General features: G+C 64.8%; 24 protein-coding genes. 11 read left to right on the forward strand and 13 right to left on the reverse strand.

Going from position 1 to position 23848, the window contains the following annotated elements:
• The 3 genes from Q4C89_RS04445 to Q4C89_RS04455 form a co-directional block, all read left to right on the forward strand.
• On the forward strand, positions 1-196 hold a 196-nt coding region (locus Q4C89_RS04445), incomplete at its 5' end, for a hypothetical protein (RefSeq protein WP_303101397.1).
• A gap of 148 nt (positions 197-344) precedes the next feature.
• On the forward strand, positions 345-827 hold the full coding sequence (locus tag Q4C89_RS04450) for a GNAT family N-acetyltransferase (protein WP_303101398.1): 483 nt from the start codon (positions 345-347) through the stop codon (positions 825-827).
• Positions 828-895: 68 nt separating this feature from the next.
• Positions 896-3181, forward strand: a complete 2286-nt coding sequence (locus tag Q4C89_RS04455) for an endonuclease MutS2 (protein ID WP_303101399.1) — start codon at positions 896-898, stop codon at positions 3179-3181.
• 98 nt (positions 3182-3279) lie between these two features.
• Here Q4C89_RS04455 and lon read toward each other — a convergent pair whose 3' ends face one another.
• From lon to Q4C89_RS04475, 4 genes are all read right to left on the reverse strand, one after another.
• A complete protein-coding gene (gene lon / locus Q4C89_RS04460) occupies positions 3280-5739 on the reverse strand; it encodes an endopeptidase La (RefSeq protein WP_303101400.1) in 2460 nt (819 codons plus the stop codon).
• A 134-nt stretch (positions 5740-5873) separates the two neighbouring features.
• Positions 5874-7085, reverse strand: a complete 1212-nt coding sequence (gene clpX / locus Q4C89_RS04465; RefSeq protein ID WP_303101401.1) for an ATP-dependent Clp protease ATP-binding subunit ClpX — start codon at positions 7083-7085, stop codon at positions 5874-5876.
• Positions 7082-7696: an ATP-dependent Clp protease proteolytic subunit gene (clpP, locus tag Q4C89_RS04470; RefSeq protein WP_303101402.1), complete on the reverse strand. Its 615-nt coding sequence runs from the start codon at positions 7694-7696 to the stop codon at positions 7082-7084. Before clpP ends, clpX begins: the two co-directional genes overlap by 4 nt.
• Positions 7697-7826: 130 nt before the next feature.
• Positions 7827-8990 (reverse strand): sugar MFS transporter, encoded by a 1164-nt coding sequence (locus Q4C89_RS04475; protein WP_303101403.1) that lies wholly within the window; start codon positions 8988-8990, stop codon positions 7827-7829.
• Positions 8991-9165: 175 nt separating this feature from the next.
• Here Q4C89_RS04475 and Q4C89_RS04480 point away from each other — a divergent pair, with 175 nt between their 5' ends.
• Entirely contained in the window at positions 9166-9651 is a 486-nt protein-coding gene (locus Q4C89_RS04480) for a GreA/GreB family elongation factor (RefSeq protein ID WP_303101404.1), read from the forward strand.
• Between the two features lie 96 nt (positions 9652-9747).
• Here Q4C89_RS04480 and Q4C89_RS04485 read toward each other — a convergent pair whose 3' ends face one another.
• Positions 9748-10095: a helix-turn-helix domain-containing protein gene (locus tag Q4C89_RS04485; RefSeq protein ID WP_303101405.1), complete on the reverse strand. Its 348-nt coding sequence runs from the start codon at positions 10093-10095 to the stop codon at positions 9748-9750.
• Positions 10096-10218: 123 nt separating this feature from the next.
• On the opposite strand from Q4C89_RS04485, the gene Q4C89_RS04490 reads away from it, so the two are divergent.
• The gene (locus Q4C89_RS04490; protein ID WP_303101406.1) at positions 10219-10839 is read left to right on the forward strand and encodes a nitroreductase family protein; all 621 of its coding nucleotides are present in this window, start codon (positions 10219-10221) and stop codon (positions 10837-10839) included.
• A 115-nt stretch (positions 10840-10954) separates the two neighbouring features.
• Here Q4C89_RS04490 and Q4C89_RS04495 read toward each other — a convergent pair whose 3' ends face one another.
• The gene (locus Q4C89_RS04495) at positions 10955-11752 is read right to left on the reverse strand and encodes an enoyl-ACP reductase (protein WP_303101407.1); all 798 of its coding nucleotides are present in this window, start codon (positions 11750-11752) and stop codon (positions 10955-10957) included.
• A 114-nt stretch (positions 11753-11866) separates the two neighbouring features.
• On the opposite strand from Q4C89_RS04495, the gene pgeF reads away from it, so the two are divergent.
• From pgeF to Q4C89_RS04515, 4 genes are all read left to right on the forward strand, one after another.
• The gene (gene pgeF, locus Q4C89_RS04500; protein ID WP_303101408.1) at positions 11867-12628 is read left to right on the forward strand and encodes a peptidoglycan editing factor PgeF; all 762 of its coding nucleotides are present in this window, start codon (positions 11867-11869) and stop codon (positions 12626-12628) included.
• The gene (locus Q4C89_RS04505) at positions 12625-13131 is read left to right on the forward strand and encodes a YqeG family HAD IIIA-type phosphatase (protein WP_303101409.1); all 507 of its coding nucleotides are present in this window, start codon (positions 12625-12627) and stop codon (positions 13129-13131) included. Before pgeF ends, Q4C89_RS04505 begins: the two co-directional genes overlap by 4 nt.
• Positions 13132-13295: 164 nt before the next feature.
• Positions 13296-15959, forward strand: a complete 2664-nt coding sequence (locus Q4C89_RS04510) for a type II/IV secretion system protein (protein ID WP_303101410.1) — start codon at positions 13296-13298, stop codon at positions 15957-15959.
• Positions 15960-16015: 56 nt separating this feature from the next.
• Positions 16016-17302, forward strand: coding sequence for a type IV pilus twitching motility protein PilT (locus Q4C89_RS04515; protein WP_303101431.1), 1287 nt, complete (start codon positions 16016-16018; stop codon positions 17300-17302).
• Between the two features lie 67 nt (positions 17303-17369).
• Here Q4C89_RS04515 and Q4C89_RS04520 read toward each other — a convergent pair whose 3' ends face one another.
• The 6 genes from Q4C89_RS04520 to Q4C89_RS04545 all read right to left on the reverse strand — a co-directional run bounded on the left by Q4C89_RS04520 (position 17370) and on the right by Q4C89_RS04545 (position 21888).
• Positions 17370-17855 (reverse strand): hypothetical protein, encoded by a 486-nt coding sequence (locus Q4C89_RS04520; RefSeq protein WP_303101411.1) that lies wholly within the window; start codon positions 17853-17855, stop codon positions 17370-17372.
• Positions 17856-17928: 73 nt separating this feature from the next.
• Positions 17929-18579 (reverse strand): ankyrin repeat domain-containing protein, encoded by a 651-nt coding sequence (locus tag Q4C89_RS04525; RefSeq protein ID WP_303101412.1) that lies wholly within the window; start codon positions 18577-18579, stop codon positions 17929-17931.
• Positions 18580-18662: 83 nt separating this feature from the next.
• Positions 18663-19862, reverse strand: a complete 1200-nt coding sequence (locus Q4C89_RS04530; RefSeq protein WP_303101413.1) for an acetyl-CoA C-acetyltransferase — start codon at positions 19860-19862, stop codon at positions 18663-18665.
• Between the two features lie 9 nt (positions 19863-19871).
• Entirely contained in the window at positions 19872-20468 is a 597-nt protein-coding gene (locus Q4C89_RS04535; RefSeq protein WP_303101414.1) for a nucleotidyltransferase family protein, read from the reverse strand.
• Positions 20465-21448, reverse strand: a complete 984-nt coding sequence (locus Q4C89_RS04540; RefSeq protein ID WP_303101415.1) for an ADP-ribosylglycohydrolase family protein — start codon at positions 21446-21448, stop codon at positions 20465-20467. The genes Q4C89_RS04535 and Q4C89_RS04540 overlap by 4 nt, the downstream gene beginning before the upstream one ends.
• Positions 21445-21888 (reverse strand): hypothetical protein, encoded by a 444-nt coding sequence (locus Q4C89_RS04545; protein ID WP_303101416.1) that lies wholly within the window; start codon positions 21886-21888, stop codon positions 21445-21447. Before Q4C89_RS04545 ends, Q4C89_RS04540 begins: the two co-directional genes overlap by 4 nt.
• A 148-nt stretch (positions 21889-22036) precedes the next feature.
• On the opposite strand from Q4C89_RS04545, the gene Q4C89_RS04550 reads away from it, so the two are divergent.
• Both Q4C89_RS04550 and Q4C89_RS04555 read left to right on the forward strand, forming a co-directional pair.
• Positions 22037-22360, forward strand: a complete 324-nt coding sequence (locus tag Q4C89_RS04550; RefSeq protein WP_303101417.1) for a PadR family transcriptional regulator — start codon at positions 22037-22039, stop codon at positions 22358-22360.
• A gap of 1 nt (position 22361) precedes the next feature.
• Positions 22362-23534 (forward strand): permease prefix domain 1-containing protein, encoded by a 1173-nt coding sequence (locus Q4C89_RS04555; protein ID WP_303101418.1) that lies wholly within the window; start codon positions 22362-22364, stop codon positions 23532-23534.
• On the opposite strand, the gene Q4C89_RS04560 is transcribed toward Q4C89_RS04555, so the two are convergent.
• Positions 23531-23842, reverse strand: coding sequence for a Rieske 2Fe-2S domain-containing protein (locus Q4C89_RS04560; RefSeq protein ID WP_303101419.1), 312 nt, complete (start codon positions 23840-23842; stop codon positions 23531-23533). The genes Q4C89_RS04555 and Q4C89_RS04560 overlap by 4 nt on opposite strands.
• Positions 23843-23848 lie beyond the last annotated feature (6 nt).

Below are 23848 nucleotides of genomic sequence, written 5' to 3' on the forward strand. Positions count from 1 at the left end.
CAGTAAGAATGCCTCACGGTGGAGGCATTCTCATCTCTTTTATCAGGCCGTAAGCACTGGAGGGTATAAGCCCAGCTTCACGTTTTACGGCAATGAAGGATTTCTACTTTTGCGCGACGACAAAGGCCAGGGGCCGACGGTCAGCCTGTCTACGGGCAAGCTCAAGACCGTCTGGAACGGTCAAAAGCGCCTGTAATACGGCTTTGGAAAATAGTTTGGGGGTCCAAACTATTTTTCCGAGCAGAGCGAGTAGAAGAAAAAACGGGGCTGGGCGATACGGAGCACATTCGGGCGTTTTTCTCGGATGTGCGGAGTAAAGCCCAGTCCCGTATAAAATACTTTCCATGATTCGCCTCACGCCCTACCAGCCCGGGCACCTTACCGCCCTTTCCACCTTGCAGCTGCCACCCCAGCAGGAGGCATTCACGGCCTACCCCGCCGACCTGATTCCTGCAACCGAAGCCGACCCCGACAGCCTGGGCGTCAGCATTCTGGACGGGGAGGATGTGGTGGGGTATTTCGTGCTTTCTAGCGGGGCGCAAAGCGACAAGTACCTGCCCGAACCCGACCCGGCGGGCGTGGCGATTCGGGCACTGAGCATTGACGAACGCTGTCAGGGGCGCGGCGTGGGCACGGCGGCGATGGCGCAGACCGCCGATTTTGCCCGTCAGCATTTCCCGCAGGCGGAATATGTGTTTCTGGTGGTCAACCAGCGTAACGCCCATGCCCGGCGCGTGTACGAGAAGGCGGGCTTCACCGACTGGTTCGTGCGCGACGGCGGCGAGTACGGCCCGCAGTGGGTCATGCGCGTCGCTCTGGCACGATGACGTGACGAATCGCTAAGCCATCCTGCCCACGATTTCCTGGCCGCCCCTCCCGTATCCTCAGTCTCAAGATGGCTTTTGACTCCCGCGCACTATTTGCACTTGATTTCCCCCGTATTACGGCCGCCCTGGCCGAACGCACCGCGACCTCGCTGGGCCGTGAGCGCGCCCATGCCCTCCACCCCACCGACGACGCGGGCCGCATTGCGCTGGAACTGGACGAAGTGGAAGACGCCCTGTTCGGCGTGAGCCTGAGTCTCGGCGGGATTCAGGACATCCGCGAACTGCATGCCCGTGCCGCTGAGGGCAAGGTGCTGAGCGGCCCAGAACTGCTGAGTGCCGCCTACTCGCTGGACGGGGCGATGACGGTTAAACGGGCCATCAACGCCAATTCGCGGGGGCCGCTGCGGGACGTGGCGCTTGGGCTGGGCGACCATTCCGAACTGGTGCGCCGGGTGCTGCAAAGCCTGGACCGCGAAGGGGGCGTGCGCGACGACGCTTCCCCCCGCCTGCGCGACCTCCGCAAACGCATCGAGCCGCTGCGGGGGCGCATCCGCGAACGCCTCGCCAGTACGCTGGAACAGTGGTCGGAGGTCTTGCAGGAAAATCTGGTCACCATTCGCCGTGACCGCTACGTGTTGCCCGTCCTCGCCAGTCGGGTCGGCAGCGTGCAGGGCATCATCGTGGACGCCTCCGCGACGGGGCAGACCTATTTCGTGGAACCCGCCGCCGTCACCCAACTCAACAACGAACTGACCCGCCTGATTCTGGACGAAGAAGCCGAAGTCAGGCGGATTTTGACCGAACTCTCGGGCCTGCTGGCGGGCGACGCCGAGGTGCCGATGACGCTGGTGACGGTGGGCGAACTTGACCTGATTGCCGCCAAAGCACGGCTGGCGCGGGACTGGCGACTCAACCGCCCCGAAACGGCCCCTGACGGGCAGTACGACCTGCGCGGGGCGCGGCACCCCCTGATTGAAAACCCCGTCGCCAACGACATTGCACTGGGCGACACCAAGCTGCTGCTGATTACCGGCCCCAACATGGGCGGCAAGACGGCGACCCTCAAGACACTGGGCCTCGCCGTGCTGATGCACCAATGCGGGCTGTACGTGGCGGCGGATTCGGCGCGGCTGCCCGTGGTGCGCGACGTGCTGGTGGACATCGGCGATGAGCAGAGTATCGAGGCCAGCCTGTCCACCTTTGCCAGCCACCTCAAGCACCTGCGCTACGTGCTGCGGCACGCGGCCCCCGACACGCTGGTGCTGGTGGACGAGCTGGGCAGCGGCACCGATCCCGACGAGGGCGCGGCGCTGGCGCAGTCACTCATCGAAACCCTGCTGCGGCAGGACGCACGCGGCATCATCACGTCGCACCTGTCGCCGCTCAAGCTGTTCGCGCTGGAAACGCCGGGCCTGAAAAACGCCAGCATGGGCTTTGAAGTCGGCACCCTCGCGCCCACCTATCACCTGCAAGTCGGGCAGCCGGGGCGCTCCTACGCGCTTGCCATCGCCCAGCGCATGGGCCTGCCGCGTGACGTGCTGGCGCGGGCCGAGGAATTGCTGGGACCAGACGCGGGTCTGATGGAACGGATGCTGGAGGGGCTGGAACGCGAACGCCGCGAACTCTCCGAGCAACTTGAAGCCGCTGTCCTGGCCCGCCGCGAGGCCGAAGCCGAACTGGGCCGGGTGCGCCAGGAACGCGAAACATTGGAGTCTCGCCGCAACGAAATGCTGGCCGAAGCTTCCCAGAAAGCCGAGAGCCTGTACGCCGACGCCGTGGAGCGCGTCCGCACCCTCCGCGCCCGTGCCCAGGAGGACAGCGCCCGCCCCCGCGTGATGCAGGAACTGCGCGAGTTGCGCGTGGCGGCCCAGAAATCGCGCCCCGCCCCCGTCAAGCGCGAGGAACGCGGCGACCCCATTCGCGTGGGCAACAAGGTAGACGTGCCCGCTTACGGCGCACAGGGGCAGGTGCTGGAAATGCGCGGCGACGATCTGGTGGTGCAACTCGGCGTGATGAAAGTGGGTGTCAAACGCCGTGACGTGCGCCTCGTCCCCGAAGCCAAGGTCAAAGGCCCCCGCCCCAGCTTTGTCGGTACGGCCCCCAGCCGCTTCGACAACGAACTGCAACTGCGCGGCCTGGGCGTGGAAGAAGCGGTGGAAGAACTCCGCGCCGCCATTGCCGAGGCCCGTGCGCTGAAGGAATCGCCGCTGCGGGTGGTTCACGGCAAGGGCATGGGCGTGCTGCGCCGCACCCTGCGCGATTACCTCAAGACCGACAAGAACGTGGAGTCCTTCCACGACGCCGAAGCCAACCAGGGCGGGCACGGCGTGACTATTGTGAATGTGAAGCGGTGACGAAAGGGAGGGTGGCAGCCCTCTCCTTCCTGCCTGTTCTGTCCAGCCAGCAATAAAAAACCCTCCTCGTCATGGAGGAGGGCTGAAGATGATGGTCGTTAAGCTCCCGGCTGCACCGACTTGCTCAGGGTGGGCGGCACGCTCGCCTGCTCATCCTGCTCGGGCTTGGGCAGCAGCAGCAGGTCCAGCACCTGTCCCACACGCTCGAACGTATGAATCTTCAGTTCGCCGCGAATGCTGTCGGGCACTTCCTGCAGATGCGGTTCGTTGTCCTTGGGAATGATGACCTCGCGAATCCCGCCCTGGTGCGCCGCCAGCAGCTTTTCCTTCACGCCGCCGATGGGCAGTACCCGCCCGCGCAGGCTGATTTCGCCCGTCATCGCCACGTCCAGGCGCACGGGGCGGCCCGTGATGGCGCTGACCACAGCGGTGGCGATGGTGATACCCGCGCTGGGGCCGTCCTTGGGAGTGGCTCCGTCAGGGAAGTGCACGTGCAAGTCGAGGTTCTTGTGGAAGTCGGGGTCGGCCCCATACTCGGCGGCGTGCGCCCGCAGGTAAGCAATCGCCGCGCCCACGCTTTCCTTCATCACGTCGCCCAGCGAGCCGGTCATCACGACCTTGCCGGTGCCGGGGGTCGCCAGCGCTTCGACCAGCAGCATGGTGCCGCCCACGCTCGTCCACGCGAGGCCCTGCGCCACGCCCACCTGCGGCTCTTTTTCCATCTTGTCGGGGCGGTGCAGCGGCACACCCAGGAAGTCGGGAATCTGCGGCGCGTCTATTACCTTCACGCCTTCCCAGGGCGTTTCCAGCAATTCGCGGGCGGCCTTGCGGGCCAGTTTGGAAATCTGGCGGTCGAGGTTACGCACGCCACTCTCGGCGGTGTATTCCTCCACGATGCGGTTGAGTGCCGCGTCGGTAATTTCCAGTTTGCCCAGCAGCCCGTGCGATTTGATCTGGCGCGGCACGCGGTAGCGCTTGGCGATTTCCACCTTTTCCAGTTGCGTGTAACCGGGGATGTTGATGACTTCCATGCGGTCGAGCAGCGGGCGGGGGATGGTCTGGAGGCTGTTGGCCGTCGTGATGAACATGACCTGCGAGAGGTCGTAAGGCACTTCGAGGTAGTGGTCCTGGAAGGTGTGGTTCTGCTCGGGGTCGAGCACTTCCAGCATGGCGCTGGAGGGGTCGCCGCGCCAGTCGCTGCTCATCTTGTCGATTTCGTCGAGCAGCACCACGGGATTGACCACGCCCGCCGTCTTCATGCCCTGAATGATGCGCCCTGGCATGGAGCCGATGTAGGTGCGGCGATGGCCGCGCACTTCCGACTCGTCGCGCACGCCGCCCAGCGCCATCCGCACGAACTTGCGGTTGAGTGAACGGGCAATGCTCTTGCCCAGACTGGTCTTGCCCACCCCAGGAGGCCCGACGAGGCACAGGATCGGGGCGCGGAGCTCGGCATCATCCGTTCTTTCTTCGGCGGTGCGTTCTTTCTTCTCACCCTCCGCACTCTGCTCTCCACCCTCTACGTCCTTCTGCGTGAGCTGCCGCACCGCCAGAAATTCCAGAATGCGGTCTTTCACGTCGCCCAGCGCGTAGTGGTCGCTGTCCAGAATGTCGCGGGTGCGGCCTATGTCCAGGATTTCCTCGTCGCGCTTGCTCCACGGCACGTCGGTCAGCCAGTCGATGTAGTTGCGAACCACCGTGCTCTCGGGGCTGCCGCCGGGGGTACGTTCCAGGCGCTGAAGCTCCTTGAGGGCCTTTTCCTTGACGCTCTCGGGCATCCCCGCCGCTTCGATTTTCTCGCGTAGGGCGTCCACCTCGGCGGGGCTGTCTTCGCCGCCACCGAGTTCCTTGCCGATGGCCTTCATCTGCTCGCGCAGGTAGTACTCGCGCTGGTTGGCGTCCATCTGCTCTTTGACGCGCCCGGCAATCTTCTTGTCCATGTTGAAGCGTTCGGTGTCGCGGGTCAGCAGCTTCAGCACCGCTTCCAGGCGGGCTTGCAGGTCGTTCGCCTCCAGCACTTCCTGCTTTTCCTCGGGCGTCCAGGTCGCGTGGTGCGCCACTTGGTCAGCCAGAGCGCCCACGTCGGTCAGCGCCTTGAGGCCTTCGAGCTGGTAGTTGTCCAGGCGCAGGTTCTTGTTCTGGCGCTGGTACTCCTCGAAAGCCGACTTGACTTCGTTCGCCAGCACGCCGACCACGCGGGCTTCTTCGCCCTCGGGAGCCGCCGCGCTCTGGGTGTCGGCCCGCACGCGCAGGTAGGCGCTGGGCACTTCGTCCATCACCTTGGCCCGCTCCTGCGCTTCGACGAGCACCTGATAGGTGTTGTCGGGCATCCGCACGACCTGTTTGACCACGCCCAACACGCCCGTGTCGTACAGTTCGCCCAGGGTGGGGTCATCGGTGCGGGGGTCGCGCTGGGTCAGCAGCAGCACGCGGCGGTCGGCCGCCTGCGCTTCGTCTACAGCGCGCTTGCTTTTGGGTCGCCCCACGTCCACGTTCATGGTCACGCCGGGCAAAATCACGATATTTCTGAGTGCAACGACGGGAAGTTCCCAAATCATGTCTGCTCCTTGAAAGCCGCTTCTGAGGCGGGGAAAATCCAGAACTGTACCGCGTTGTGGGCAAATCCCCCACTCGGCGGTGTATCCCGAAGTCTAGGGCCGCAAGTGGGGGAGAGGCTGTAAGCTAACTTGCTTTATGCAGACTTCTTGAGTCCGTCAGACTCAAGGGCCTTCATCGGCTCGTCAATATGTTCGGCCTCGAAGCGGATTTCCTTGACATCGTCGCGGGGCAACTCGAACAGCAAATCCGTCATGGCCTTTTCCAGCACGGCCCGCAGACCACGCGCTCCGGTCTTGCGCTCCTTGGCGCGGTGGGCGACTTCGCGCAGGGCGTCTTCGCTGAAGGTCAGGTCCACGCCCTGAAAGCCGAACAGCGCCTGATACTGCCGGATAATCGCGCCCTGCGGCTCGGTCAGAATCCGAATCAGCGCGTCTTCGTCGAGGTCTTGCAGTTGCACGACCAGCGGCAGACGGCCCACGAATTCGGGAATCAGGCCGAACTTGACGAGGTCTTCGGGCAAGAAGCGCACTTCTTCCTTTTCCTCGCCCTTGTGCTCGGCACCGAAGCCCACGGCGCGGACGTTGGTGCGGGCGCGGGCAATCTCGCTCATGCTCTCGAAAGCGCCGCCTACGATGAACAGGATGTTTTTCGTGTTGACCTGCACCAGTTCCTGCTGCGGGTGCTTGCGGCCCCCCTGCGGCGGCACCTGCGCCACAGTGCCTTCGATGATTTTCAGCAGGGCTTGCTGCACGCCTTCGCCCGACACGTCGCGGGTAATCGAGGTGCCCTCGGACTTGCGGGCAATCTTGTCGATTTCGTCCACGTAGATGATGCCGCGCTCGGCGGCGGATACGTCGTACTCGGCGGCTTGCAGCAGGCGCACGATCACGTTTTCCACGTCGTCGCCCACATAGCCCGCTTCGGTCAGGGTGGTGGCGTCGGCAATGGCAAACGGCACTTCCAGCATTTCCGCCAGCGACTGCGCCAGCAGCGTCTTGCCCGTTCCGGTGGGGCCAATCAGGAGGATGTTGCTCTTTTGCAGGCCCGCGTCGGGGTTGGACAGGCGGTGGTAGTGGCTCACGACGGCGACGGCAAGGGCCTTTTTGGCCTCGTCCTGCCCGATCACGAATTCGTCGAGGTACGCCTTGATTTCCTTGGCGCTGGGCAATTCTTCGAGGGTGAACTCGCTGCCCGCTTCCTTGCGCTGCTGCTTGACGAGGTCGAAGGCCCGCTCGGCGCACTCATTGCAGATAAACGCGGCGCGGCCCGGCGCTTCGATGAGCTGGGCAATCTGGGGATGTTGCCGCCCGCAGAACGAGCAGCGGTCAGCCGTGACGCGGGTCATTGTTCGGCCCCCCGGCTTTCGCGGGTCTGGTCGATGACCTGGTCAATCAGGCCATATTTCAGGGCTTCCTGTGGGGACATGAAGTAATCGCGCTCCATGTCGCGCAGCAGTTTTTCGTGCGGCAGGTCGGTGTGCTTGTGGTAAATCTCGACCAGCGTGTCGCGCAGCTTCAGCACTTCCTTGGCCTGCACTTCGAGGTCGGGGGTGTTGCCCCGGAAACCTGCGCTGCCCTGGTGAATCATGATGCGGCTGTTGGGCAGGGCCATGCGCTTGCCCTTGTCGCCCGCCATCAGCAGCACGCTGCCCATGCTCATCGCCATGCCCACGCAGATGGTGGACACGGGGGCCTTGATGTAGCGCATGGTGTCGTAAATCGCCAGGCCCGCGTAGACCTCGCCGCCGGGGCAGTTGATGTACATCTGAATTTCCTGCTCGGGGTTTTGCGAGTCCAGGAGCAAGAGTTGCGCCACGATGGAGTTCGCCATCTGCGACTCGACGGGCGTCCCCACGAAAATGATGCGGTCTTTGAGCAGGCGCGAGTAAATATCGTAGGAGCGCTCGCCGCGCCCGGTCTGCTCGATGACGTAGGGAATCACACTCATAACCTCCATTATCGCACGTCAGTGGAAACTCGAAAGTGTGCGAAGCGCCCCACTCCTGCAACTTCGAAAAATGGGTTTCCTATCACCTCCATCTCCCCGATCAGGCTTGCCAAGTTGCGAAATGGAGAGCAAATCCGTCTCAGACCCGCTCTGGGGGCATCGGGGGGAGACGGCGCGTCAGCCGCAGGGTCAGCAGCACCAGAGCGCTGAGCAGCACCCCGCACAAGGTCAGCAGCGCGGGTACGGCCCAGGCCCCAAGTCCAGCGAATCCCAGGCCCAGCAGCCAGGGCATCAGGATGCCGCCCGCGCTGCCGCCGACCAGGGTCAGGGTCAGCAGACGCGGCGGAAGGTGCTGCGCGGCCCAGGCCAGCGTGGTGGGAAAGATGGGGCCGCACGCCAGCCCGACCAGCACATAGGCCAGCGGAGCCAGTGCCGGAACGAGGGACAGCCCCGCCGCCAGGGTCGCCAGCACCGCCGCTCCCAGCACCAGCCGCCCCGCCGCGAACCGCGCCCCGAACAGACTGGTCAGAATGCGCGAAACGGTCAGCCCGCCCCAGTACGCGCTCACCATCAGCGCCGGGTGGGCATGTCCGCTGGCGCTCAGGGCTTTGGCGGCCCAGGCTCCGGTGCCCACCTCCAGCCCGACATATAGCAGCATCAGCGCAGTGAAGAGGCCCAGCTTTCCCCCTTGGGCCTGCTGCGTGCGTTCGTCCAGGGTGGAATGCCGACGCGGAAGACCCCAGGTGCTCAGGGCGAATGCAAAGACCAGCAGACTGAGGACCGCCAGTCCCGCGATGGTGCCGAAGGTCAGCGGCAGGGGCGAGACACCCCGAGCGGCGCTAAGGGTCAGCAGCAGCGGCGCGAGCATACTGCCGACGCCGAACACGGCATTCACGAAATTGATGGCCTGCGTGCCGAACAGGGCATAGGAAGCGTTGAGCGCTGCCGAAACTCCGCCCAGGCCAAGCCCGCCGACGAGTGCGCCCAGCAGCGCCAGCGGCCAACTGGGGGCCAGCGCGACCAGGCTCACCCCCGCCGCCAGCAGCACGAAGCCTGCCGTGACCACTCGGCCCAGCCCCAGGCGCGTGAGGAGCAGCCCTGCCAGTGGTGGCGCGGACGCCGAGCCGATGAAATGGGCGCTGGCCATCAGGCCGACCTGCGCCGTGGTCACGCCGTACCGCTCCTCGAAGGCGGGAAAGGCAGGGCCGTACACCGCCTGTAACACACCGAGTGTCAGAAAGGCGAAGGCTCCGGCCCATACGACCGGCAAGGAGAGGGGATGGGTGGGGGTCGCAGTGGACATGCGCCGCAGGCTACGCGTCCGCTTCCCGCCTGACCAGATGGGCTAGGTCGCAAGCCCTGCCGGACATTGTCAGTGTGACAGCCCTGTGGCAGAATGCGCGGCGATTCTAGCCAGGAAAAATACCGCTGCCCTGCCGTAGAGGGCTGACAAGTACTTTGCCAGAGGAGCAAACACAGTGACCCAACCCAAACAAGTCCGGCTGACCCGTGAAGGCTTCGAGCGTCTCGAAAAGGCGCTGGCTCAGGAGCAGAATCGCCTCAACGAAGCGACCCGCATTCTGCAAGAACAGATGGAAACCAGCGCCGACAACGAAGACACCGGCCTGGAAGACGCCAAGCGCGAGAAGATGGTTATTGAGGCCCGCATCGACGAACTTGAGGACACCCTGGCCCGCGCCACCCTGATTGAAGACCATGAGAACGAAGGGCGCGTGGAACTCGGCGCCATCGTGCTGCTCGCCAATGAAACCAACAAAAAGGACATGAAGGTGCAGGTGGTCAGCGCCGCCGAAGCCGTCATGATGGGCGGCAGCCTGCCCCGCATCAGCGAGGACAGCCCGGTCGGCAAGGAGCTGATGGGCCGTAAGAAGGGCGAGGCCTTCGTGGTCAACCTCGACGGCGGCAAGCAGATGAAGTACAAGGTCAAGAGCATCGAATACTGAGCCGCCGCCTCAGGACCTTCCGAGGCCTGAACTGGACAAAGGGCAGGAAAGACCCCGTGCTGGGGAACTTCCTGCCCTCTGCCGTAGGAGGTGGTCTCAGTGGGCTGGATGCGCCTCGCCTCTGCTGAGGTGCGCTATGGCCCAAGAGTCGATGGCGTCGATAACGGTCTGGAGTTCCTGGCCTGCCGGGGTCAGCGAGTAGACGCTGCGGGCGAGTTTGCCGCCGCCGTCCTCGGTGCGTTTGAAAATCAGGCCCAGGTCTTCCAGGCTCTCCAGGCGCTGGGTTAGGGTGGCGCTGTTGCAGCCGCCCACAGCGCGGGCCAGTTCGTTGAAGCCTTTCTCCCCGTCCAGCAGGGCACGAACGATATGCAGCACCCATTTTTCCTGGAGCACCCCTATGGCGCGGTACACCGGGCAGAAGGTCGAAGGGGCAAGGTCGGTCATGCCCCGTATCCTACACCATCGCATTTCCTAAATTGTGTCATTTCCTAAACCGTGGCGGAGTGCAAATGACCCTAAAATTTCTACCACTTGACTTTTCAAAGCGGCTGCCTTAGCTTGTCGCCCATGACCGCGACCCTGACCCGTCCCCTGAGCGTTACCGACGCCATCGAAACCCGCCGCAGCATTCGCAAGTTCGTGCAGGAACCCATGAACGAAGCCGATCTGCGCGAAATCCTGCGCCTCGCCAGCCTGGCCCCCAGCGCCTGGAACGCCCAGACGTGGCGCTTTGCCGTCATCCAGACCCCCGAAATCAAGGAAAAGCTACGCGAAGCCGCCTATGGGCAGGCCCAGGTGACGAGCGCCCCCGCCGTCATCGTTGTCTACAGCGACATGGAAGACACCCTGCAAACGGTCGAAGACACCGCCCACCCCGGCATGGGCGACGAAGGCCGCAGCCGCCAGCGTGCCACCTTCGACGGCACGTTCGGCGCTCAGGACGTGGCGCAGCGCGGGCAGTGGGGTCTGTCGCAAGCCAACATCGCTTTCGGTTTCCTGATGCTGGCGGCGCGCGGTCTGGGCTACGACAGCGTACCCATGTTGGGCTTTGACCCCGCCAAGGTTCGCGAAATCCTGGGGCTGCCCGAGCATGTGCAGTTCGCCGGTATGCTCCCCATCGGCAAGCGCGCCGAAGAAGGCTTCCCCCACCACCGCCACAGCGTTGAGCGCATCACCAAGTTCTACTGAACCTCGCTTTCTCTCCCTCCGGGACTCCCTGCCGCCAGTGGTGGGGAGTTTTTTGTTGCCAGGGCAAGAAAAAGGGGAGGACACCCGCAAGTGCCCTCCACCCGACAAGCCCCGGTTATTCGCCCTTCGCGTCTTCCTTCACGGTCATGATGCTCAGGCCCGCGTCCACATACATGGTCTGCCCGGTCACGCCGCTGCCCAGGTCGGAGAGCAGGAACAGCGCCAGCTTGCCGACTTCTTCCGGGGTGGCATTGCGTCCGAAGGCGGCGTTACGTGCGCCCTTGTCGTACAGGCCGCCGAAACCGGGAATCGAGCGGGCGGCAATGGTCCGCATCGGCCCGGCGCTGATGGTGTTCACGCGGATTTCGCGTTTGCCTAGGTCGGCGGCGAGGTAGCGGGTAGCGGCTTCGAGCGCAGCTTTGGCGACCCCCATTACGTTGTACTTGGGCACGACCTGCTGCGAGGCGTGGTAGGTCAGGCTGATGATGGAGCCGCCGTCCGGCATCAGCGGTTCGGCGCGGCGGGTGGCCGACACCAGCGTGTAGGCGCTGACATTGAGCGCGGTGCTCCAGTCGTCGGCGGTGGTGTCGATAAAGCGCCCCTCCATCGCAGCACGCGGCGCGAAAGCGATGGAATGCACCAGAATGTCCAGGCTGCCAAATTCGTCTCGCACGCGGGCAAACAAGGCGTCCATGTCCTCTTCGCTGGTCGCGTCGGCCTGCTGAATCCAGGTGTTCGGCCAGTCTTTGGTCAGTTTTTCCAGTTCTCCCTGGAGGCGCTCGCCCTGATAGGAAAACCCGACGCGGCAGCCCGCTTCCAGCAACTTCTGGGCAATGGCCCAGCCCAGGCTGCGGGCGTTGGCGACGCCCATCACCAGGGCCGTCTTACCGGAAAGGTCAATCGTCACACTCATGCGGGCGACTCTAACGCCTGAGGGGGCGGCTGTGCTTGGAGCGGGTTTATTTATTTGTGCTTTTGCCGTTTCGGTCATGTCCACCGCTCAGACTCGGCCTCTACACTCTGAACGATGACCCTTGCGACTCCTGACCCGGCCCCCCACCTGCTGCGTGCGCCCAACCTGCCCTTTCCCCACGCCTTCAGCACCCGCGCGGGCGGCGTGTCGGCAGGGCCATACGCGGGCCTGAACCTGGACGACCGTCAGGACGACCCCGCCTCCGTCGCCGTCAACCGCGCCCGACTGGCGGGGGCACTGGGCTTCGGGGCGCAGGATTTCGCCCGTCTGGAACAGGTTCACGGCACCGAGGTCGTGCGGGCCGAGGCTCCCGGCGTCTGGATAGGAGACGCGCTGGTGACGGCGACACCGGGCGTCCTCCTCGCCATCGGCACGGCGGACTGCTACCCGCTGCTGCTGGCCGACCCCGAAGTGGGCGTCATTGGCGCGGCGCACGCAGGCTGGAAAGGCACGGTGGGCCGCATCGGGCAAAAGACCGTGGAGGCGATGGTGGCACTGGGGGCCGTGCCGGAGCGGATTCGGGCCGCCGTTGGCCCCGGCATCTGCGGCGAAAAGTACGAGGTGGGTGCCGAGGTCGCGGAGCAGTTCAGGCAGGCTGGTCTGGGCGAGTTCGTGCTGGACATGAACGGACGCGTTCACCTCGACCTTGCCGGGGCCAACCGCGCCGTGTTGCAGGGGGCGGGCGTGGGGGACATCTGGGTCAGTGGGCGCTGCTCTACCGAGGCCGAGTTTTATTCCTATCGCCGCGACAACGGGCAAACCGGGCGCATGTGGGCCGTCATAGGGTTGCCGCACGCGGCAGAGGCGCAGGCATGAAACCGCTGTTGCGTCCCGACGACCTGATCGGTCATGTGTCGCACATTACCCCCGAATTTCTGGCAGCACGGGGGCTGCGCGGGTTGGTGCTCGACCTCGACAACACCCTGATTCCCTACCGCAGCTACGAGGACGCGGACGACATGATCGCCTGGGCCGCCGACCTGCGCGGGGCGGGCATTCGGCTGTATCTGCTCAGCAACGCCACTGCCAAACGTGCGGCCTTCTGGCTGCCCCGGCTGGGCTTTGAGGGCGTCGGCATGGCGGGTAAGCCTAACCCCCGCGCTTTTCGAAAGGCGGTGGCGGCGCTGGGACTGCCCGCGCATCAGGTGGCGATGGTGGGCGACCAGGTCTTTACCGACATTCTGGGCGGCAATCTGGTCGGCATGCATACGGTGCTGGTCGAGCCGCTGATTGACAATGCCCTGCCGCACACCCGGCTGGCGCGGATGCTGGAGCGCCGGGTGCTGCGCCGCTACGGGCACGACTGGCGGCCACACTGACTTTGCGGCGCTGGGCCGCCGTTTTCGGGCCGAATTCCGGCTTCGGGCATAAAGTTGTGACAGACGGCCGCGTAACCTGTCAACCGATAATGCCTAGCCCGCATGGGCCGCTCCCGTCTGGTGCTGGAGCAGGCCGCGTGCCGGAAAGTATGGAGGGATGAATCTTGGCTCTTTCGATTGGTGACCGTCGCCTCGGCGCGATTTTGCTGGAACAGGGATACGTCAACGACAACGACTTGCAGCGGGCGCTGGAAAGGCACGCCGAGGTCGGAGGTCGCCTCGCCGATGTCCTCATCGACGCTGGAACCGTCGGTGAAAAACGAATCGCCCGCGCCATCGAGGAAGCGCTGGGTATTCCGCTGGTCAACCTGACGGCGGTGCGGCCGGAACCCGAGGCGCTGCACGCCATCCGCCCCCAGACGGCGCTCAACCTTCAGGCGGTGCCCTTCGGTTTGGAGGGAGACCGCCTGCGGGTGGCGCTGGTCGACCCGCTGTCGAGCTTCGCCATCGAAACACTCGAAGACGACAGCGGCCTGGACATTGAGCCGTATCAGGCGCTGCGGAGCGAGGTCATGTGGGCCCTGGCGACCTTTTACCCCGAACTGGGGCTGGAAGTCGTGTCGCCCGTCAGCTCGTCGGAGGCCAAAACTGGCGGCAAGCTCGGTGAGCGCCTGATCGCACACGGCTACATTACCGACGCGCAGTTGCAGGTCGCGCTGGACGCGCAGCAGCAGACGGGCGAGGCCCTGGGCAGCACCCTGATCGCCCAGCGGGCCATCACCGAGGAGCAGCTGTACGAAGTGCTGGCCGAGCAGGAGCAGACCACCTTCTTGCCCAACCCCAGCGGCTTCCACCCCGGCGAGGAAGTGCTGGGCAGCATGCTCCGCGCCGACGCCCTGCGCCTGCTCTCTGTACCGGTGGACGAAACCGACCAGGGGGTGGTCGTCCTGACCAGTGACCCGCGCAAACGCGCCGATATCGAGGCGCTGATTGGCCGCCCGGTTCAGATGATGCTGACCCGCCCCCGCGACATCGAGGCGCTCATCGAAGCGTTCTACCCGCAGCGGGGCCGCCTGGGTGAAGCCCTGGTCAACGACGGAGCCCTCTCGCGCGAGCAGTTGCGCGAAGCCCTACAGGTGCAGGCGCGGGGCGGCAAGGTCAAGCCGCTGGGCGAGGTCATCAGCGAACTGGGATTCGCCAGTCCCGACGAAATCGACTCGGCGCTCGCCAAGCAGAACACGGGCGGCGGACGCCTGGAAGACACGCTGGTGCAGTCGGGCAAGCTCAGCCCCGAGATGCTGGCCCGCTCGCTGGCCGCGCAGCTCGGTTACGAGTTCCTCGACCCGGTTCAGAACCCGCCCGACGCCAAGGTCGCCCTGATGATTCCCGAGGCCACTGCCCGCCGCTACGTGGTGGTGCCGGTGCGCTTGCAGGGCAACTCGCTGGTCGTCGCCATGAAAGACCCGCGCAACGTGTTCGCGCTCGACGACCTCAAGCTGCTGACGGGCAAGGAAATCCTGCCTGCGGTGATGGCGGAAAAGGACATCATCCGCCTGATTGAGCGCTACTTCGGGGAAAAGGGTTTCGACAAGCTCAACAAGGAACTCGCCGAGCGCAACAAGGTTCAGCAGTCGCAAGAAAGCGTCGATCTCTCTGTCGCCGATGAGAGCGCCATCGTGCAGGTCGTGGACTCCATCATCCGCGAGGCGGCCTTGCAGGAGGCGTCGGACATTCACATCGAAACCATCGAGGACGCGGTCAAGGTGCGCTACCGCATAGACGGGGCGCTGCGCGAACAGAACACCTTTCCCAAGGGGGCTGCGCAGCAGATCATGGCCCGCCTCAAAATCATGGGCCACCTCGACATCGCCGAGCGCCGCGTGCCGCAGGACGGACGCATCCGCTTCCGCAAGGGCAGCATCGACCTCGACCTGCGTCTTTCGACCTTGCCCACCGTGTACGGCGAAAAGGCCGTTATGCGTCTGCTGCAAAAGGCCAGCAACATTCCCGAACTGGAGCAGCTCGGCTTTTCCGAGTACAACTACCCGCGCTACACCGAAGTCATCGAGCGGCCCAACGGCATTTTCCTGGTGACCGGGCCGACGGGTTCGGGCAAGTCGTTTACCTGCTTTTCCACCCTCAAGCGCATCGCCAAGCCGGAAAAGAACACCACGACCATTGAAGACCCCATCGAATACGAAGTGCCGGGCATCGTGCAGTCGCAGGTGAACAACACCACTGGCATGACCTTCGCCCGCGCCCTGCGCGCCTTCTTGCGCCAAGACCCCGACATCATCTTCGTGGGGGAAATCCGTGACCAAGAAACCGCCAAAATCGCCGTGGAAGCCGCGCTGACCGGTCACATGGTGCTGGCGACCCTCCACACCAACGACGCGCCGGGGGCCGTGACCCGTCTGGAAGAAATGGGCATCGAGAACTTCAACATCTCGGCTGCCGTGATGGGCGTGCTGGCCCAACGTCTGGTGCGCCGGGTGTGCAGCGAGTGCAAGCAGCCCACCAACGCCGACCCCGAAGTGCTGCGGCGACTGGGCATCAGCGAGCGCGACATTCGCGGGGCGACCCTGATGCGTGGGGCAGGCTGTCCCCGCTGCGGCGGCACCGGCTACAAGGGCCGCATGGGGATTCACGAACTGATGGTGATGGACGACCACCTGCGCCGCGCCATCGGGGCCGGGCGGCCCGCGTCCGAACTGCGCGAGGTGGCCGTGACCGAAAGCGGTATGCGAACCCTGCGGCAAGACGGCATCGAAAAAGCCCTCCAGGGGCTGACCACCCTTGAAGAAGTGCTGGCAGTCACCGCGAGCTGAGCGCCTGCACGTTTCCTTTCCTCTTTCCTACGTCTCTTCCGAGGTAATCCATGACCATGACTTCCGGCATCGACATCACCGACATCCTGCGTATCGCCGCCGACAAGGGCGCGTCCGACATCATCCTGGCGGCGGGGTTGCCCCCGCAGTTCAAGCTTTCCGGGGTTTACGACTCGCAGGGCTTCGAGCCACTGGTCGCCACCGATACCCGCAAACTGATGTACTCGATGATGAACGAGCGCCAGCAGCGCACCTTCGAGGAAAAGCGCGAACTCGACTTTTCGTTTGCGCTGGGCGACAAGGCCCGCTTCCGCGTCAATGCCTTCATGCAGCGCGGCAACGTGGGCGGCGTGATGCGCTTGATTCCGACCACCGTCAAGACCATTGCCGAGATGGGGTTGCCGCAGACCGTCATCGACATCGCGGGCGCGCCGCGTGGCCTCGTGCTGGTGACCGGGCCGACGGGGTCGGGCAAGTCCACCACGCTCGCCTCCATGATTGACCACATCAATCAGACCAAAAAAGTCCACATCCTGACCATCGAAGACCCCATCGAGTTCATGCACCCCAACAAGGCCAGCATCATCAACCAGCGCGAGGTGGGGGCCGATACCCTCAGCTTCAACGACGCGCTGCGGGCCGCGCTCAGGCAGGCCCCCGACGTGATTCTGGTGGGCGAAATGCGTGACTACGAGACCATCAAGGCTGCCGTGACCGCTGCCGAAACCGGGCACCTCGTGATGGGCACGCTGCACACCAACTCGGCCCCCGAGTCCATCGACCGTATCGTGGACGTGTTTCCGGAAGAGCAGCAGGAGCAGATTCGCGTGCAGCTCGCCAACAACCTCGTGGCGGTCATGACCCAGCAGCTTCTGCCCCGCGCCGACGGTCAGGGGCGTGTCCTGGCCTACGAAATCCTGATTGCCAACCCGGCGGTTCGCGCCCTGATTCGTGAGGGCAAGACCTTCCAGATCACCAGCGTGATGCAGACTGGCGCACGCGAGGGCATGGTCACGATGGACGCCTACCTCGCCGGGCTGTTTCGCAGGCACCAGATCACCTACGACAAGGGACTGGAACGCGCCGTGGATCCCAAGGAATTCGCCCGCCTCGCCAACGACCCCTCGGCGGGACTCGGCGGCGCCGGTTCAGCCCCGGCAGCGGCTCCGATTCCGGCTTACGGCGGCGCGGTGGGCGGAGGAAGCGCGGGCACCGGACGCGGTGGCGACTACGGGCGCGGCGCGGCGGCTCCGGCAGCCCCCACAGCACCCGCCCGCCCCGAGACACCCCGCAGCGACAGCGGGCGTGATCCGGGCCGGGGCGGAGGCTTCGGGCGCCGCTGAAGGGTCGGCACCATGAGGAAGGGGACGACATCCATCTACAGGTGTCGTCCCCTTGTCTCCTTTTAGCTCAGCGGTTCTCGATTTCGGACTTCAGCTCGGTGCTTGCGCCGGGGGGCAGGTCGCCGGGCTGTTCACGGACATGGGGTGGGCCGCTGACGGCGGGCGCGGTATAGCCGCTGTTGTCGCCGCTCAACAGGTCGCTGGCGACGGGGTTGACGGCGGCTCCCGTCAGATTGCCTTCTACGCCGGGGCCGACCGCGTCCAGCACGCTCGGGTTGATGCCGGTTTCGACAGCGGTGCTGCCCGCGAATTCTGGAGCTTGCAGGCGCTGCTCCATCGCCTCGGGGTCACGGGTGGCGAGGTGGTCGAACGGCTCGGTGACAGCGCCGGGGTCGGGCATTTCGGGGGCCACCGCTGCGCCCAGCCCCTCGTTGGAGCTGCTGACGCGGCTCTCGGGGGGCGTGGTGGTGTAGTGCGGCTGGTGTACGTCGCGGGCGTGGTCAGCTCCGGCGTCGGGCGTAGTCACGACATTCGGCTTATTGAGTTCGCTCATGGAAGCATTCTGGCGTCCGGACGCCGGGGGTGCCTTCTCGGTTCCTTGACCTCCGCCTGGGTGCGGGCTGGGTTCAGACGGGTGCCAGCAGCACCGGAAACTGCCGCAGCAACGCCTCGTGCCCGTTTTCGCGGGCGAGGTCTGCCGCTCCTTCGCCGTCGTCGGTGCGGGCGTGGGGGTCGGCGCCGCGTGCCAGCAGTTCGGCCACTGTTTCTGCTGCGCCTTCACGCACGGCCAGCAGCAGAGGCGTCCAGCCGCCGGGCTGCGCGGCATTCGGGTCGGCTCCATGCTCCAGCAGCAGCCGGGCCGTGTCCCAGCGCCGCCCGCCCAGTGCCGAGTGCAGCGGCTGCGCGGCCTGTGGGTTGCGGCTGACCGCGTGAAGGTCGGCTCCGCGTTCCAGCAGCCCCCCGACAGTGTCCGAACGTCCGAACAAGGCGGCGAGGTGCAGGGGCGTAAAGCCGTCCCCGTTGGGCGTGTGAAGGTCGGCCCCATCGGGCAGAGGTTGGCCTGTCGCCGCCGCCTCGAACACGTCCAGTTCCGGCCCTGCCGCCAGCAGTACGTCCAGCACATACGGGCGGTGGTAATAGGCGGCAAACAGGATGGGAGAAAGCCCGCTGGGACTGCGCGAATGCAGCAACTCCGGCTCGGCCTCGATCAGCAGGCGCACGCCCTCCACGTTGCTGGCGTGAATGGCGGTAAAGAGGTCGGTGACAGCATCAGACATGGAGGCAGGGTAGAGGGTGAACAGGGGAGGGGGAAGGGCACGGAGGCGTTGGCTCTCCACCCTTCCCCCTCAACCCTCCGCGCTCAGCGGGCTTGCAGCACCAGCGCGATGCCCATGCCGCCGCCGATGCACAGGCTGGCGACGCCCGTTTCCTTGCCGGTGCGCCGCAGCCCATGTACCAGCGTGGTCAGCACCCGCGCACCGCTCGCGCCGATGGGGTGGCCCAGCGCAATCGCGCCGCCCGTGATGTTGACTTTGGCGGGGTCAACCTCGCTGCCCTGCGTGCCGAGGTCGCGCAGCACGGCGATGCTCTGCGCGGCGAAGGCTTCGTTGAGTTCAAAGAGGTCCACGTCGCTCACGCTCAGGCCCGCTTTTTTCAGCGCCAGCGGCACGGCGTAGGCGGGGCCGATGCCCATGATTTCGGGGTCTACACCTACATTCGCGTAGCCCTTGATCTCCGCCAGAATCGGCAGGCCGCGCTCCTGGGCGTAACTCTCGGTGGCGACCAGCAGCATGGCGGCCCCGTCGTTGATGCCGCTGGCGTTGCCCGCCGTCACGGTGCCGCCGTCCCTCTTGAAAGCGGGCTTGAGTTTGGCGAGCGCCTCGGCGGTGGTGGCGCGGGGGTACTCGTCCTTGTCGAAGCTGACCGGCCTCTTGCGGCTGGGGACTTCGACGGGCACCACTTCGTCGGCAAAGAAACCGCCTTCCAGCGCGGCGGCGGCGCGGTTTTGCGATTCCAGTGCGAAGGCGTCCTGTTCCTCGCGGGAAATGCTGTACTTCTCCGCCAGATTCTCGGCGGTCATGCCCATGTGGTACTTGCCAAACACGTCGGTCAGGCCGTCGGCCAGAATGGAGTCCAGCAGCTCGCCATGCCCTAGGCGGTAGCCCTCGCGGGCGCGGGGCAGCAGATAAGGGGCGCGGCTCATGGATTCCGTTCCGCCCGCCAGGTACACCTGTCCGTCGCCTGCCCGGATGCCCTGAATGGCGCTGACCACAGCTTGCAGGCCGCTGCCGCACAAGCGGTTGATGGTCTGGGCGGGCACCGAGTTGGGCAGGCCCGCGCCGCGTCCGATCTGGCGGGCCACGCCCATGCCCTGCCCGGCTTGCAGCACGCAGCCCACGATCACGTCGGCCACGTCGCCCTTGACTTCATCGCTCACGCCGTCCAGCGCGGCTTTGGCGGCGGTGATGCCGAGGTCTACGGCGGAAACGTCTTTCAGGCTGCCCATGAAGCTGCCGAGGGGCGTGCGCTTGGCGGACACAATCACGATTTTTTCAGACATGGGAGAAGTCTAGCGGGCAGGTCCCCCGCCCTGCCGTTGACTGGGCGACACTTGCTCAGTATCACTCAGCCAGGGCCACCGCGCCCGATAACTGGCGACTTTGGCGGCATACAGGCTGGGCGAATGGTTGAGGGCATTGAGTTTCAGCACGCCTGCCGCCATGTCGTCCAAGCCGTAAGGTGCGTAGACCTTGCCGCGTGCATCTATGCCCAGGCAGGTGCATTCCACCAGAAACTGGTCTATGCCTTCGCGGGCCGAACGCAGCGGGGGGCGGCTCAAGCCGTGCTTGGGGTTAAACCACAAATGGACGCGGGCCTGATTACGAAGTTCAATGGGGGCGTTCAGGTCGGCAAAAAGTTCTGACGCCTGCTGGATGACCGCATCCTTGGCCTCGTAGCTGAGGTCGGCGTCCCAATAGAACAGGTCATAGTCCTTGATGTGGTCGGTGGGCGCATTGCCCGCTTGTGCGTTCCAGACCGTGCCGAACAGCGACCCCGCCACCAGCATGACCTGGGGCGCGAAGGCTTCGAGCTGGGGCAGGCGGCCCAGCAGCGCGGCGTTGACCGGATTTTGCCTGACCAGGGCGAGGAATTCGGCCTCGGTCATGCCAGCAGCGCCGGAAAATGCCCCACGCAGTTCCACTCCCGCTCCCACCCCGCCCAGCTATGCCCCAGCCGCAGCGCAGGTAATAGGTACTCCGGCACGCTCAGCCCCCGCGCCCCGCAAATCGCGCCCACCACGCAGGCCACCGTGTCCGAGTCGTCGCCCAGCAGCACGGCGGGTTCTACACAGCCCAGCCAAGTGTCCGCCTGGGCATGGGCCAGCGCCGCTTCCAACGTGTCCAGCACGTAGCCTGACTGCGAGGTGATATGCCCGCCCAGGCCAGCGCGAACGCGGGCGCGAACGTCGGCTTTGGCCTGCCACTCGGCTCCCTTGAAGGCGTCGAAGGCGGCGCGGGTGTCCACCCCGAACACGCCTGCGTCCAGTAGCCAGGCGCGGGCGTCGGCGGCGTCCATGACTTTCAGCGCGGTTTCGGCGGCTTGGGCGTAGGCGCGGCCCCCGTCCAGTTCTTCCAGAAAGGCCGTAAAAAACACCGACGCGAACACGCAGCGCGGGTCGGCGTGGGTCAGCGCCGTGACCGCCGCACTCTCGCGGGCCAATTCTGCGCCCCGAAAGCCGCGCAGCCACACCGCCGCGATTCGCATCAGGCCGCCGTTACCTGCCGACTGGTGCCCGCTTTGTGCCCAGGCCCGCACGCCGCCATCCAGCGTTCCAAAGCGCAGCGCAGAGCGGGTCAGACCGCCCACGTCGGGGGGCGCGGTCATCAGCCAGTCACGCAGGCCCGCCAGAACACCGTGCAAGCCGCCCCCTTTCTGGTAGCCGAGCAGGGTCGCCGCCACCATCTGGCTGTCGTCGGTGGCCTCGCCGGGGGCAAAACCGAAGACGCTGCCTTCCTGATACTGCGTGAAGCTCGTGCCGTAGCGGGCGCGAATGGCGGCGGGCGTCTTGAACTCGGTGGCGGCTCCAAGCGCGTCGGCGGCGGTCAGCGACAGCAGCGCGGGCAGGGCAGCGGGGGAGGGGCTCACGCCTGCACTCCGCTGGGTTCGTCGCTCCCGCCTTCCTCACGCATTCCCCGGTGAAAGTCGCGCACGCCCGTCAGCAGCAGGTCAATCACGCGGGGCATCACGGCCTTGAAGCCGTCCTCATCGGGCAAAAACCCCTGATAGCTGACCCACACCGACTCGCTCAGCACCACCACTTTCAGGCCCTTGTACTGTATCTGCATCCGCGCCGCGAGTTCCAGCGCCCGTTCGCGCTCGGTGTCGGGTTCGCCACTCAGCGACCAGACGTGCGGGGCGGTGACGTACAGATAGTGGGGATCGTCCTCGTTGGCAAAGCAGCACAGGTAAAAGCCCTCGGCCCGGAATTCTACGTCGCCGTCGTTGTCGAAGCTGGGACGGTAGCCTTCTTCCGCCAGGTAATCCAGATACGCCTGCGCTCTGGGGCCGGGGGTCGCGTTGCTCATTCCTTCAGGGTAGTGCACCCCCCAAAGCCTAGGCAGACTGAGCTTGACATCCGGATAACTTAGGCAGACTATGTAGACAGACATAGCTATGTGGGGCCGCAACCTGTCGGGACGCTTTCAGGCCGAGGCCCGAAGGAGCCGTTCTCTGATGAACCCTGACCTACTGCGCGGAAACCTTGACCTGATTCTCCTGACCATTCTGGAACGGCGGCCCCTGTACGGCTTTGCCATCATTCAGGAGGCCAAGGAGCGCACGAACGGCTACTTCGATTTCAAGGAAGGCAGCCTGTACCCCGCGCTGCATCGCCTGGAGGTAGACGGGCTGCTCGCCGCGCAATTCGGCGAAGCGGGGCGCAACGGCAAGCCGCGCAAGTATTACGCCATCACCGACCTGGGGCGGCAACGGCTGGCGCACAAGCGCGAGGAATTCCAGACCTTTACCCAGGCCGTTCACCGCCTCAGCGGGGCCTGACATGACCGCCGTGACTGCCACGCCCCCCGCGCTGGAACAGTACTTGCGCCGCGCCACGGCTGGGCTGCCGCCCGCCAAGCGTCAGGAAGTCTGGGACGAACTGGAAGAACACGTCTACTGCCGCGCCGAGCAACTCGAATGGCAAGGCGCGGCCCCCGAACAAGCCCTCGCTCAGGCACTGGCCGAACTGGGGCCACCCCTGCGGGTCAGTGCCGGAATGAACGGAGTGCATAACATGCCCAAGATTTTGTCCATCGGCGGAATTGCCGCCCTTCTCGTGACGGCTGGCCTGTACGCGCTGGCGGGAGGTGGAAATCTCCGCGCCGTGACCGTAGAAGTGCCCGCGCTCTCCCAAAAACCCCTGGAAACCGAAAAATTCTGTGTGCAAGAGACTAAAGTTCTTGGCAGAGATTTCGTTGTTCTTAGTCGCCAGGACGGAAAAATTTGCTATGCGCCCCAGCGGAAAGCGTTGTATCAGGGGGCATTCATCGGTCTGAACGATATCCAAAAAGCCTATGAATCGGCGGGCCTCAAGACCAGCTTCAAGCCTGACGGCACCTTGCACGTCACTTTTCCCGACGGTCGGTGGCGCGTCCTCATGCCCCGATTCAAAGCTGGTGGGCAGGGCTATGTCCCCGCTCAAATGCTCATCATCAGCACGATTCGGGAGCCGCTGACGCCAGAACTCAAGCTCTCAGGCTATGACAATCCGCTGCTGTCCTTCGGGCCGCTCAAGTTGCGCCTCGGCACCCAATCACAGCCCGTTGCAGGAATGGACTTTTACCACCAGATTATGCCAACCCTGCTTGGTGCGCTCACCTCACCAGACTTAAGCCAGGGCTGGAGCGCCAGCTATGCAGGGGTCAATTGGCGTTTTTCTGATGTGAACACTTGGCCCCAAGTGACGGTGAAAACGGGACTACCCGCAGGCGAGGTGGTCATGCTGCTCACCAAGAAAGACGCAGAGACATATTTTGCTGACCTTGCCCCAGTTGGTGCTGACGGAAAGGCTACCCTCCACCATTGGCCTGAACATCAAAAACTCGGGTTCGTGAAAGATGTCCGCTCCCTCAGCGCTTCTCCTAACGGCGGCAAAATTCCTGCCATGCTTGTCAAAGTCACAGGTGTTGACCTGCGTCATCTCAAATCCGGCATCTTCCTCCCCAAGCCCTAAAGCTCTGAGACGTACACCGCCCCGTCTTCCACCTCAGCCCTGTAAATCTTGACCGCTTTGACGGCAGGCAGCGCCCGCGCTTTTCCTGTCGTCAATTCAAATTTGCCGCCGTGCTTCTCGCAGGTGATTTTGCCGTCACTCACGTCGCCGCCTAGCAGCGGAAAGTCCTTGTGGGTGCAGTTGTTCCGCAGCGCATAGAACTGGCCCTCGTGGTTGATGACGACCACGCTCACGCCGCCGACCACCACTTCTCCATGAAATCCAGCGGGCATGTCCGCCACCTGACCAGCCAGCACACGTTCACTCATGGGGGG

This window comes from Deinococcus sp. (assembly GCF_030523985.1).
Taxonomy (GTDB): Bacteria; Deinococcota; Deinococci; order Deinococcales; family Deinococcaceae; genus Deinococcus.